At 71.0% G+C, this 12687-nt stretch carries 11 protein-coding genes; 9 read left to right on the top strand and 2 right to left on the bottom strand.

Going from position 1 to position 12687, the window contains the following annotated elements; all coding sequences use genetic code 11:
* Positions 1-47: 47 nt before the first annotated feature.
* From C0010_RS05110 to mscL, 3 genes are all read left to right on the top strand, one after another.
* The gene (locus tag C0010_RS05110; protein ID WP_105565997.1) at positions 48-635 is read left to right on the top strand and encodes a 5-formyltetrahydrofolate cyclo-ligase; all 588 of its coding nucleotides are present in this window, start codon (positions 48-50) and stop codon (positions 633-635) included.
* A gap of 25 nt (positions 636-660) precedes the next feature.
* Positions 661-939, top strand: a complete 279-nt coding sequence (locus C0010_RS05115) for an FmdB family zinc ribbon protein (protein WP_105565998.1) — start codon at positions 661-663, stop codon at positions 937-939.
* Between the two features lie 74 nt (positions 940-1013).
* Entirely contained in the window at positions 1014-1418 is a 405-nt protein-coding gene (gene mscL / locus C0010_RS05120) for a large conductance mechanosensitive channel protein MscL (protein WP_174150336.1), read from the top strand.
* An 80-nt stretch (positions 1419-1498) separates the two neighbouring features.
* Here the strand turns inward: mscL and C0010_RS05125 are convergent, their stop codons facing one another.
* Both C0010_RS05125 and C0010_RS05130 read right to left on the bottom strand, forming a co-directional pair.
* Positions 1499-1711, bottom strand: coding sequence for a hypothetical protein (locus C0010_RS05125; RefSeq protein WP_105565999.1), 213 nt, complete (start codon positions 1709-1711; stop codon positions 1499-1501).
* Between the two features lie 48 nt (positions 1712-1759).
* Positions 1760-5452, bottom strand: a complete 3693-nt coding sequence (locus C0010_RS05130) for an ATP-binding protein (RefSeq protein ID WP_105566000.1) — start codon at positions 5450-5452, stop codon at positions 1760-1762.
* 291 nt (positions 5453-5743) lie between these two features.
* Here C0010_RS05130 and C0010_RS05135 point away from each other — a divergent pair, with 291 nt between their 5' ends.
* From C0010_RS05135 to C0010_RS05160, 6 genes are all read left to right on the top strand, one after another.
* A complete protein-coding gene (locus C0010_RS05135) occupies positions 5744-6679 on the top strand; it encodes a sugar-binding transcriptional regulator (protein WP_158685322.1) in 936 nt (311 codons plus the stop codon).
* A 147-nt stretch (positions 6680-6826) separates the two neighbouring features.
* A complete protein-coding gene (locus C0010_RS05140; RefSeq protein ID WP_232531728.1) occupies positions 6827-8389 on the top strand; it encodes a sugar ABC transporter ATP-binding protein in 1563 nt (520 codons plus the stop codon).
* Positions 8386-9378: an ABC transporter permease gene (locus C0010_RS05145; protein WP_198410847.1), complete on the top strand. Its 993-nt coding sequence runs from the start codon at positions 8386-8388 to the stop codon at positions 9376-9378. Before C0010_RS05140 ends, C0010_RS05145 begins: the two co-directional genes overlap by 4 nt.
* Positions 9379-9436: 58 nt before the next feature.
* A complete protein-coding gene (locus C0010_RS05150; RefSeq protein WP_105566003.1) occupies positions 9437-10492 on the top strand; it encodes a substrate-binding domain-containing protein in 1056 nt (351 codons plus the stop codon).
* 8 nt (positions 10493-10500) lie between these two features.
* Entirely contained in the window at positions 10501-12207 is a 1707-nt protein-coding gene (locus C0010_RS05155) for a dihydroxyacetone kinase family protein (protein ID WP_105566004.1), read from the top strand.
* An 18-nt stretch (positions 12208-12225) separates the two neighbouring features.
* Complete coding sequence (locus tag C0010_RS05160) at positions 12226-12687, top strand: ribose-5-phosphate isomerase (protein ID WP_105566005.1); 462 nt, start codon at positions 12226-12228, stop codon at positions 12685-12687.

Raw genomic sequence — 12687 nt, forward strand, 5'->3', positions numbered from 1 at the left:
CGCACATGTCGCGCTCCGCGAATGGTCGTTCACCGTAGACTCTCAACATGGCCGACGAGGCGCAGCACCAGAAGCGCGCGATGCGCGCGGAGATCCGCGAGCGCCGCCAGCTGCTCACCCCGGCGCAGCACGAGCGGGCGGCCTCCGGCATCCGGGAGCAGCTCGACGCCCTCGTCGCCGAGCACGGCGCCCGCAGCGTGTCGTGCTACCTCTCCTCCCCCACGGAACCGGGCACCCGTGAGTTCCTGTCAGGCGCGATGGCGAGCGGCCTGCGCGTGCTGCTGCCGATGTCGCGCGAGGACGGCCTGCTCGACTGGACGCTCGCCGAGCCCGACGGCGCCGAGGCCCAGACCGCTATCGGCGTGCCCGAGGCGATCGGCGAGGTCCTCAGCCCCATGGCGCTGAACGACGTCGACCTCCTCCTCATCCCCGCTTCCGCCGTGGATCGGGACGGCTACCGGATGGGCTGGGGCCGCGGCTACTACGACCGGACGCTCGGCTCGATGGCCCACAGGCCCCCCGCATTCGCTGTCGTCTATGATTCCGAGTTGGTGGACGCGGTGCCGCGCGAAGTCCACGACCAGCCCGTGACGGGCGTCGTCACCCCCACCCGCACGATCACCTTCGCGCGCTGAGTCCCTTCTTCGAAGTGAGGATCCGTTGCCGACCTACGCCTACGCCTGCAAGAGCTGCGAGAACGCCTTCGACGCCGTGCAGTCCTTCTCCGAGCCGTCGCTGACCGAGTGCCCCGCCTGCGGCGGCGCCCTGCGCAAGGTGTACGGCTCGATCGGCGTGACGTTCAACGGCGGTGGCTTCTACCGGACCGACTCGCGCGCGTCGGCGGGCACGACGGATTCCGGCGCGTCCAGTAGCGCATCGAGCGCGCCTGCGACATCATCTTCTACCGGAGCGACTGCTCCGGCACCGGCGTCCGCCTGACCCCGGTGCCCGCGCACCCGCGCGACATCCGCAGGGTTGCCGGGTTCGGCCCGGCAGGGGGAAGGTTCACGAACGTGATTCAGGGCTTCAAAGAATTCATCATGCGCGGCAGCGTCATCGAGCTGGCCGTCGCGGTCATCATCGGCGCTGCATTCACCGCGATCGTCACGGCCATCGTCGACTCGGTCATCAACCCGCTCATCGGCGCGTTCGTGCCGTCCGGCGACCTGGCCGGGTGGGTCATCGAGATCCCCGGCATCTTCGCCACGGCCGAGCTCGGCATCGGCGCGATCATCTCGGCGATCATCAACTTCCTCGCCGTCGCGCTCGTCGTCTACCTGGCGCTCGTGGTACCGATGAACAAGCTCGCCGAGCGCCGCGCCGCCAAGAACCCGGTCGAAGACGAGCCCGCCGGCGCCACGAGCGAGGAGCTGCTCACCGAGATCCGCGACCTGCTCGCCAAGCAGCAGCAGAGCTGACCTCATTGCCACGAGGCGGGCGCGGCCCTGGACGATTCCAGAGGCCGCGCCCGCCTCGTTCGGTCGGCACGCGTGCTGCATCAGTAGTGCGGGGGCACGTCGGCACGCAGGCGCGCGTCGTTCGGGCCCGCTTCGCCGGTCGCGGGCACCCGCCGCGCCGAACGGTCGCCGCGCAGCGTCGCCTCGGCGTCCGAGTCGCCGAGCGTGCCATCGACCCGGGTCAGGCGCGCACGCCGGGCGCCCGCGACGCGCTCGACGCGCTGCCGCGGCTCCTGATCATCCGGAACGCCCACGCCCCCAGCGTACGCCGCCCGCCTGCGACGCCGCCGAGCGCGCCGCGATCAGAAGTCGACGGGCTGGGTGTCGCCGTCGGCGCGCGGTGCGTCATCGGAGATGCCGAGCACCCCGCCGATGCGCGCCGCGACGGCGGCCGGGTCGCTGTACAGGTCGAACGCGTGCACGCGCACGTAGTGCCAGCCGAGCCGGCGCAGCACGTGCGGGCGCAGCCGCAGCGACTCTCTCAGCGACTCGCCGCGCGACTCCGGGTCGGGCTCGACGACGACGGCCTTGCCGCCGTACTGCGCGACGAGCGGCAGCAGGCCGCGGTAGTCCACGTCGACGGCGGCGCCGAGCCGGCGCAGCTCCCGCGCGAGCGCGAGCGTGAGCGGGTCGGCGAGGTCTTCGAGCCGCGCCGCGCGATCCGGCGCCGACAGCCCCGCGAGGATGCTCATCAGCGTCGCCGCGCCGTACTCGAGGCGCCCCTCGTCGAAGGCGGAGGGCCGGATGCACGACACGATCACCATCGAGCGCCGCGCCCTGGTCATGCCGACCGTGAGCAGCCGCTCGCCGTCGGGAGTCGACAGGTCGCCGAAGTCGCTCAGCACGCGCCCGTGCTTCGTGAGCCCGTAGCCGAGGGTGAAGATAACGCGGTCGCGGCTCTCGGCGACCGCCTCTTCGAGCGTGAGCACGGCCAGCGGCTCGCTCGTCTCGCGCGACACGAACTCGGCGACGTCGCTGCGCCCCGCGAACGCCGTGTTGATCGCCTCGCGCACGCGATCCGCGTGACGGCGGTTGGCGCTGACGACCATGAGCGAGTCGTGCGGGCGGTTGATCGCATGCTCGACGACGAGCGACACGACGCGCGCGACCTCGGCGGCGGGGCTCTCGACGGTTCCCGTCTCGGGGTCGGGCGTGGCCTTGCCGCCCTCGACGTAGTCGACCGTGAGGCTTCCCCGGCCGAGGTACGAACCGGCCCACGGCAGCGACACGATCTCGCCGCCGTAGAACGCCTCGTTCACGAGCGCCGAGAGGTCCTCGCCGCCCGCGCGGTAGCTGCGGGTGAGCGTCTCGACCTGCACGAGGCCCGCGAGCGACTCGAACAGGCTGGCTCCGTCGAACGGCGCGTCGGCATCGGGCGCGAGGCCGGGCTGCACCGCGAACGGCGTCGGGCGCTGCGTCACGGGGTCTCCGACCGCGACGACCTGGCGCGCGCGCCGGATGGCCGGTGCGGCCTCGGCGACGCCGATCGCGGCGGAGTCCGCGACGATCACGGCGTCGAACTGCTCTCCGGCCGGCAGGTGCGGCGCGTCGTACGGCGAGCAGATCCACACGGGCGCGAGCGTGCGCATGAGCGAGGGCGCCGAGCGGACGAGCCGCGTCGGGTCGACATCGCCCCGGCTGAGCGCCCATTTCAGCGCCGTCGCCTCATCCGGCTCGTCGATGATGCCGATCTTCCACTGGGCGGCGAGCTGCCACGCCAGGAGCGAGCCGGATGCGGAGGCATGCGCCTCGTCGACCAGGCGGAAGTCGCGCTCGAGCTTGTCGACCACCGAGGTGTTGGCGCCGAGCAGCGAGCGATCGGCCTGCAGCAGGTGCTCGAGGGCCGACTGCCACCACGCGAACTCGAGCTCCTCGGCGACACGGCCCTCGTCGACGTGGCGGACGGCGAGCTCGTTCAGCAGCGGTTCGAGGCCCAGGTCGGCGAGCTTCGTGCGCAGTTCGGCGCGCTCGACGATGTTGTCGAAGACGTCGCTGTCGGCGGCGAGGCCGCCGAGCGTGCGGACGAGGCGCTCCACCGGCATCGCCGCGAGGCGCGTGCCGCGCCCGAGCGCGCCGTCGAGGCTCTCGAGGTCGCCCGAGACGCGGCGCCACTTCTCCTGCACCTCGCCCAGCCCGATCGGGATCTCGGGAACCGTGCCGACGTCCACGAGGTGCTGCCACTGGGTGCGCTGGTGCTGGATGCGCACGAGCGCCTTGTGCATGTCGCCGACGTGCACCCCGGGCCGCACGTACTCCTTCGCCAGCTTCTTCAGCCGGCGCCTGGCGGCGCCCGACAGGTTCGGCGACTCGCGCCGCGGCGTATGCGCCTTGATCAGGTCGGCGAGGGGCCGCTCGAAGACGCTCGGGCTGAACCGGTCGAGCGAATCGCGCACGCCCGTCAGGAGCCGCAGGTACTCCCCCAGCTCGTCGACGGTCGAGAACGGCCGCATCCGGGTCTGCGAGATCAGCTCGTACCCGCGCTCGAGCAGCTCCGGAACGTCCTCCGACTGCAGCTTCGCCGCCAGCTCGTGGGCCGCCGTCGCATCGCCCGTCGAGGCGAACGAGACGCCGTACCACGGCGACTCGTCCGGGCCGATCTTGAACTCGCCGAGCCGCGCGGCGAGGGTCAGCGTGCGCGCCGCGTCGGCGCGGTTGCTCGCGAGCTTCTCGAGCGCATCGAGGCCGAGCCGCGCGGTGGTCGACGGCGGATTCGCGAGCGACGCGAGCTTCGTGAGGCGGCGCGCCGCATCGAGCGGCGAGACGCCGAGCGCGCGGTGCTCGCGCACGAGCGCGCGTCGGTAGTCGCGCAGCACCGTGCGCAGGCGGACGAGCGCGTCGTCGATGTCGGAGACATCCGGCTGCACGGCCTTCTCGTTACGGCCGATCGCCCGGATCAGGTCGCGCCGCAGGGAACCGGGGGCGACCGCGAGCCCGTCGAGGCCCACGGCCCCGAGGCGATGCCGAATGCCGTCGAGCGTCGAGCGACGAGGGCTCACGACGAGGACGCGCTTGCCGGCGCGCACGAGCGAGCCGACGGCGTTCACGATCGTCTGCGTGCCGCCCGTGCCCGGCAGTGTGTGCACCACGAGCGACTGCCCGTCGGCGATGCGGGCGAGCACGCGCTCCTGCTCGGCGTCGGCGTCGAGGAGCAGCGTGTCGGAGGCGGGCGAGCGCTCGTCGGGGTGCGCCGTGTCGGGCACGCCGCGGTCGCCGCGCAGCGCCTGCACCGCGCCGTGGTGACCCGCGAGGGCGTCGATCACCGGGTGGTCGAGCTGTGCGAGGTCGCCCGCCATCGCGCGGCCGACGTCGGCGAAGGTCGAGATCACGAGCCGCGGCCGCACGCTGAAGGTCGCGATGTCGCGCGCCACGGACCGGAGGTGGTCGATCACCGGCTGCGGCCGGAAGACGCCGTCGGAGTGCGCGAGCGACGTGAGGTAGGTGCCGTCGAGCTCGATGCCGTACTGCTCCCGCAGCGCGCGCACGAGCTCGGGGTTGACGATCAGCCCGCCGTACAGCTTCAGTTCGTACGTCGACTGGTGCCGCCGGATGCCGAGCGGCCGCAGCAGCACCGGTGCCGTGAACTGCTCCCCCGCCGTCGACCACGTCGCGACGCCCACGGCGAGGCGGACGGCGTCGATGGCGCGGACGTTGCGGAGCTCGACGTGCTTGGCCGTGATGCGCTCGGCCGCCAGGCGGGCGCTGCGCATCGCGACCTCGTCGCGGAACAGATTCGACAGCAGGGTCGACCGACCGGTGATGAACTGGGGCAGGCTCGCCGGGTGGGCCGTCGTGACGTCGATGGCGCTGCCGGAGTCGTCCGCGAAGTGGAGGAGCGGCGACGGCCCGCCGAGCGCGGCCGCCGCCGAACGCAGCCGGTCGCGCTCGTGAGCGGAGGCGTGCACGACCTCGACACCCGGCTCCGCGACCCCGAGGTCGCCCGGGCTCGCGGTTGCCGCGGGTTCGGTCTCCGCGGCGTTCTGATCAGCACGCCACACGCAGTCAGGGTACGTGCGCTCACCACGCGAGACCGCACCCGCCGTCGGAGTTTCGCGGGATTGACGGGGCCTTCGCAGTCGCGACCGCGGCGGCGCCCGCCGCATTCGGGCGCCGCTCCCGCCGTCTCCCTCGCTCGCGCGGCCGGGCGATCCGGCCGCGCGTTCTGCGCGCACGCCGCGAAAAGGCGGCGAGAACCCGTGCCCTGCTCACAAGTACGGCACAGCGCTACTATGAGCAGATCGGCCAGCCGTGCGGCCTGCACGGAGTCCACTCGTTCGAAGGAGCCGATCGTGGGAACCGGACCACTGTCTGCCGTTCAGCTCGCTCACGTCGCGCGCGAGCACTACGTCAACGGCAAGTCGCGCGTCGAGATCGCGGAAGCCACGGGCCTGAGCCGGTTCAAGATCGGCCGGATGCTCGACGACGCCGTCGCTCGGGGCATCATCCGGTTCGAGATCGTCAGCTCGCCCGGGATCGACCTCGACCTGTCGATGCGAATGAAGCAGCGCTTCAACCTCGACAACGCCGTGGTCGTGGAACTGCCGGTCGATACCGACGCGCAGGCGCAGTCCAGCCTGGGCACGACCGCGGCGACCCTCATCGACGAACTCGTCGGCCCCGACGACGTCCTCGGCCTCACGTCCGGACGCACATTGAACGTGATGGCGCGGGGGCTGGAGGGCATCCCCTGCCGATCGGTCGTGCAACTCGCCGGCGTGGCGGGGCCGATCCAGGAGAGCGGCCTCGAGGTGATGCGCCGCCTCGCGAACTTCCCCGGCGTGCAGCCCTGGCCGATGTTCACGTCGCTCGTCATGAGCGACGCGCAGACGGCCGGCGGCGTCCTCCGGCAGCCCGGGATCAGCGGCGCCGTCGAGATGTTCGATCACGTGACGGTCGCGCTGTGCGCGATCGGCTCGTGGATCCCGTCCAACTCCCTCATGATGATGAACCCGGCGGTCAGCGACAGGGATCGGGCGCACCTCCTCGACAGGGGCGTCGTCGCCGAAGTCGCCGCCACGCTCGTGACCGATTCGGGCGAGGTCGTCCACGACCTCGATGATCGGTGCGTCGCCGTGACGGAGGAGCAGCTGCGCGCGATTCCCTCGCGGGTCGCGATCGCGGGCGGGCCGTCGAAGACCCGAGCGATCCGTGCCGTGCTCACCGCGCGGCTGCTCACCACGCTCGTCACCGATTCCTTCACGGCCGGGCGGCTCCTCGCGGGCTAGAGAGCCGCTCGCGTGCGCCGACCCGGCGTCGCCGTGACGCGCACGCTGGCGATGCTCATGTGAGCACGGCCACTTGCATACTGTCGTAGGCGCTACTTATCGTACGTGTGTCGCACAGATGAGCGACGCAAGCCGAAGGAGTCAAGCGTGCCCCACACCGATGTGGACGGACCACCCGAGACAGCGATGCTCCTGTGCACGGGTGTTGCGATGTCGTTCGGCGGCGTTCCCGTGCTGAAGGGCGTCGATCTCAGCCTCGAACCGGGAACCGTGACCGCCCTCGCTGGGGAGAACGGTGCGGGCAAGTCGACGCTGATGAAGATCGCATCCGGCCAGTACTCCCCCGACGCGGGCACGGTCGAGGTCGATGGCCGCACGCTGCCCGCGGGGAGCACCAGGGCCGCGACCGAGCTGGGTGTGGCGATCGTGCCGCAGGAGCTCGCGTCGATCTCGGAGCTCACTGTGTACGAGAACCTGTTCGTCGGCCGCGAGGTGCGCACGCGGCTGGGCCTGCTCAACCGCCGCGCGATGATCGAGCGGGCGACGGCGAGCCTGCAGGAGTTCGGGCTCGACATCGACCCCACGACCCAGATGGGCACGCTGCCCGTCGGCGTGCGGCAGATCATCGAGATCGTCAAGGCCACGAGCCGCGGTGCGCGCGTGCTGCTCCTGGACGAGCCGACCAGCGCCATCGCGGAGCGCGAGGTGGCGCACCTCGCCGGCGTCATCCGGAGCCTCCGCGAGCAGGGGGTCGCCGTGCTGTTCACGACGCACAAGATGGAGGAGATCCGGTCGATGGCCGATCGCGTGGTCGTTCTGCGCGACGGCATGCTCATCACCGACTCGGCGCTGGCCGAGATCACCGACGACGGCATCGTCTCGGCCATGATCGGCCGGGAGCTCGAGAACCTGTTCCCGGAGCTCGGCGACCGCACCGACGAGGTCGTCCTCGAGGTGGAGGACGTCGTCGTGTCCCCCGGCGCCGCACCGATCTCGTTCGTCGTCCGCCGCGGCGAGATCCTCGGCCTCGCCGGGCTCGTCGGCGCGGGTCGATCCGAGCTGATCGAGTGCGTTTACGGCATCCGCACCCCGGTCTCCGGCACCGTCACCGTGTCGGGGCAGATCCTCACCCCGGGGCAGCCCGGATCGTCGATCGCGCAGCACGTCGCGATCGTCCCGGAAGACAGGAAGGGCGCCGGCGCGGTGCTGTCGATGAGCGTTCTCGATAACGCCACGCTGCCCCGGATCGCCGCCTTCTCGCGATTCGGCGTCATCACCGAGCGCCGACGGAAGTCTGCGGTGGGCGACGTGATGGCGACGATGCGCCTGAAGAGCAACGGCCTCGGGCAGCACATGGAGAACCTCTCGGGAGGCAACCAGCAGAAGGTCGTGCTCGGGCGCTGGCTCACGGGCGCCGTCGATGCGCTGCTGCTCGACGAGCCCACCCGCGGCGTCGACGTCGGCGCGCGCAGCGAGATCTATCGCATCATCGTCGAGCTCGCCGCCCAGGGCATGGCGGTCGTGATGGCTTCCAGCGACATGCCCGAAATCCTCTCCCTCTCCCACCGGGCTCTCGTGATGCGCGACTTCGGCGTCGCGGGTGAGCTGACGCGCGACGAGCTCGCGTTGCCCGAAGTGCAGGACACCATTTTCCGTCTCGCGTCGGGACTGGACACGACCACCACAGACATCGAGGAGCCCGAAGCATGAGCACCGTCAGCGCGGACGTCGTCTCCGCCCAGGACACGAGGAAGTGGACGAGCTTCGTCGGCGACTTCCTCATCCGGCACATCATGATCGTCGTGATGCTGCTGATCGTGGCGTTCTTCGCCTACCGCAGCGCACGCTTCGCCACCCCCGACAACGTGCTGACCATCCTGATCGCCGCGGCGCCGTTCGCGCTGATCGCGCTCGGGCAGACGCTGGTCATCCTGACCGGCGGCATCGACCTGTCCGTCGGGAGCGTCATCGCGGCGAGCGCGATGGCCGGGGCGTGGTCAGCGAAGACCTTCGGCGACAACCCCCTGTACCCGCTGCTCGCCGCGGTGTTCGCCGGGCTCATCGCGGGGGCGATCAACGGCTTCGTGGTGAGCCGATTGAACGTCCCCCCGTTCATCGCGACCCTCGGCATGCTCACGCTCGCCTCGGGCGTCGCGTACGTGATAGGCAACGGCGCCCCGATCAACGGTCTCCCCGCGTCGTACGGGATGTGGGCGAACACGGGCGTCGGCGGATTCACGATCCCCGTGATCCTGATGATCGTCGCGATCATCGCCTTCGCCTTCATCATGCGGCGCACCAGCTACGGCCTGCGCGTCTACGCCGTCGGCGGCAATCGCCTGGCGGCGGAGATCGCCGGCGTCAGGTCGAAGCGAGTGCTGTTCAGCGTCTATGTGATCAGCGGGCTGCTGGCGGGCCTATCCGGGCTCATGCTGTCGTCGCGCGTCATCACCGGCGCGCCCAACCTCGGCCAGGGCTACGAGCTCGACGCCATCGCCGCTGTGGTCATCGGCGGCGCCAGCCTCATGGGCGGCCGAGGCACGATCTGGGGCACGGCCATCGGCCTGCTCCTGATCCAGACGATCAACAACGGCCTGGACCTGCTGCTCGTCCCGGCCTACTGGCAGAACGTGATCAAGGGCGTGATCATCGTCGCCGCCGTCGCGGTGGACGTGTGGGCAGCCAAACGCCGCAAATGACAAGACCCCCCCCCCGATCGAACACCCCGCACGAATCTTCAACGCCGAAGGAATCATCATGAAGCGCAAACTCCGCACCTCCGTCACCGCAGCAGCCGTCGTCTTCGGAACCGCTCTCGCCGTCAGCGGCTGCGGGGCGGGAGACCCGAACGCGGGCGGAGCCGACACCATCACCGTCGGCGTCACCGTCTACGACATGTCGTCCTTCATCACCCAGGGCCAGGAGGGAATGGAAGCGTACGCCGAGGCCAACGACATCGACCTGCAGTGGAACTCCGCCGGCGGCGACGTCTCCACGCAGTCCAACCAGGTCGATCAGTACGTCAACGCCGGTGTCGACGCGATCATCATCGTCCCGGTGCAGGCCGACTCGCTCGGCCCCCAGGTCGAAGCGGCGAAGGCCGCGAGCATCCCGGTGATCGCGGTCAACACGTCCCTCGAAGGCGTGGAGGTCGATGCCAGCGTGCAGCCCGATGACGTCGCCGCGGGCGAGCAGGAGGCGACGCAGATGGTCGATGCCCTCGGCGGGGAGGGCGATGTCGTCATCCTCGAAGGCCCGCTCGGCTCCTCCCCGCAGCTCGACCGCGGCGAGGGCATCGAGAACGTTCTCGCCGAGAACAGCGGCCTGAACGTGCTCGCCCAGGACACGGCCAATTGGAAGCGCGACGAAGCGGTCAACAAGATGAAGAACTGGATCTCCGCCTTCGGCGACGAGATCGACGGCGTCATCTCGCAGAACGACGACATGGCGCTCGGCGCGATCCAGGCCCTCCGCGAGGCAGGCCTGGACGATGTCCGGGTCGTGGGCGTCGACGGCATCGAAGACGGGCTGAACGCCGTGCAGGCCGGCGAGATGATCGGCACCTCGCTGCAGCACGGAACGGTCGAGCTCGCGACGGGCCTCGCGGTCGCGGCGAAGATCGCCAGGGGCGAGGAGGTCGACACCGAGCCGATCTACGTGATGCCCGCGGTCGATCAGGACAATGTCGAGGACGCGATGAAGAACGTCGTCACCGAGCGCGATGCCTTCCTCGAGGAGCTGCCGGCCCTGGTCGACGAGAACCTCGACGCGGGGAACATCGCGTTCGAGGGCCTGCCGGGCCAGACCCTCTGAGGAACGCCATGACCACGCTCTTCAATGACCCCGCCGAGTTCTCCGAAGATCAGCTGGAAGGCTTCGTCGACGTGTACTCCGACCGGCTGCGCGCCGTGCCGGGAGGCGTCGTCAGCCACCGCGGCCCCGACCCGATCGTCGCCGTCGTCGTCGGGGGCGGCTCGGGGCACTACCCCGCGTTCGCCGGCCTCGTCGGCCCGGGGTTCGCCTCCGGCGCCGTCGTCGGGAACATCTTCACGTCGCCCTCCGCCGCCCAGGTCTACTCCGTCGCGAAGGCCGCGCATCAGGGGCGCGGGGTGGTGCTTACCTTCGGCAACTACGCCGGGGACGTCATGAACTTCGGCATCGCGGCCACCCGGCTCCGCCGCGAGGGCATCGACACCCGCATCGTCCTCGTCACGGACGACGTCGCTTCCTCCGCCACCGAGGAGAGCCGGCGCGGGATCGCCGGCGACTTCACGGTGTTCAAAGCGCTCGGCGCCGCCGCCGCGCGCGGAGCCGACCTCGACGAGGTCGAGCGCATCGGCAATGCGGCGAACCGGGCAACGCGGTCGTTCGGGGTCGCGTTCTCCGGTTGCACGATGCCGGGGGCGGCCGCTCCGCTCTTCTCGGTCCCCGAGGCGCACATGGGCGTCGGGCTCGGCATTCACGGCGAGCCCGGCATCCGCGACGAACCCCTCACCTCCGCGAAGGACCTCGCGAAGCTCCTCGTCGACGGCATCCTGGCCGAACGGCCGGCGAGCGGCAGCCACCGGGTCGGCGCCATCGTCAACGGGCTGGGAACCACCAAGTACGAGGAGCTCTTCCTGCTCTGGAAGGAGATCCGGCCGCTTCTCGACGACGCCGGCCTGACTCCCGTCGACGTCGAGGTCGGGGAGCTCGTCACGAGCCTGGACATGGGCGGCTGTTCGCTCACGCTGATGTGGCTCGACGACGAGCTGGAGGCCGCGTGGCGCGCCGACGCCTACGCCCCCGGCTACCGCAAGCGGACCGGCGCGATCGCGAGCCTTCGTCCGGCGGATGTCGGCGCCGTCGACGCCGAGGCGAGTGCCGCGCCGCGCGCCACCCCTGAAGCGGCCGCGGTGACACCTCTCGTCGTCGCGGGCCTGCGCGAGATCCAGCGCACCCTGCACGACGCCGCCGCGGAGCTCGGGCGCATCGACGCCGTGGCCGGCGACGGCGACCACGGCCGCGGCATGGTCAAGGGAATCGACGCCGCGCTCGCCGCCGTCGACGCGCTCGAAGACGCGGGGCCGGGCTGGACCCTGCGCGTCGCGGGGCGGGCCTGGGCCGCGGGAGCCGGCGGGACCTCGGGCGTGCTGTGGGGCGCCGGGCTCGAAGCCGCGGGCGAAGCGCTCACCGACACCCGCGACTCCTACGGGCCGGCAGCGATCCTCGACGGCGCGACGGCCTTCTCCGACGCCATCCTCGAGCTGGGCGGTGCGGAAGTGGGCGACAAGACCCTCGTCGATGCGCTGTCCCCCTTCCTCACCGTCCTGCACGAGCAGCTCTCGATGGGAGCCTCGGCCGGCGATGCATGGCGGGAGGCCGCGCACGGCGCCGGCCGCGCGGCCGAAGCGACGGCGGGGCTCAGCCCGAAGAAGGGCCGCGCACGACCGCTCGCGGAGAAGAGCATCGGCACCCCGGATGCGGGCGCCACGTCGTTCGCACTCATCGTCGAGGCGCTCGGCTCGATGACCACCACCCGACCCTGAACAGATGGGAAACCAATCATGAGCGACACCGGACTGCGCATCGTGGTCGGCGCCGACAGCGCGGGCTTCGACTACAAAGAGATCCTGCAGCGTGATCTGGCGCAGGACCCGCGCGTCGATTCCGTCACGGACGTCGGCGTCACCGCCGACGACGACACCGCGTACCCGCACGTCGCGGTCGAAGCCGCCCGGATGATCGCGGAGGACCGAGCGGATCGGGCGCTGCTCGTCTGCGGCACGGGTCTGGGCGTCGCGATCGCCGCCAACAAGGTGCCCGGCATCCGGGCGGTGACGGCGCACGACTCGTTCTCCGTCGAGCGCAGCGTCCTGTCGAACAACGCACAGGTGCTGTGCTTCGGGCAGCGGGTCGTGGGCATTGAGCTCGCCCGCCGCCTGGCCAGGGAGTGGCTCGGCTACACGTTCGACCCAGCCAGCCCATCCGGCGCGAAAGTGCGCGCGATCGAAGACTACGAGGAGTAA

This window comes from Microbacterium halophytorum (assembly GCF_002970975.1).
GTDB lineage: Bacteria > Actinomycetota > Actinomycetes > Actinomycetales > Microbacteriaceae > Microbacterium > Microbacterium halophytorum.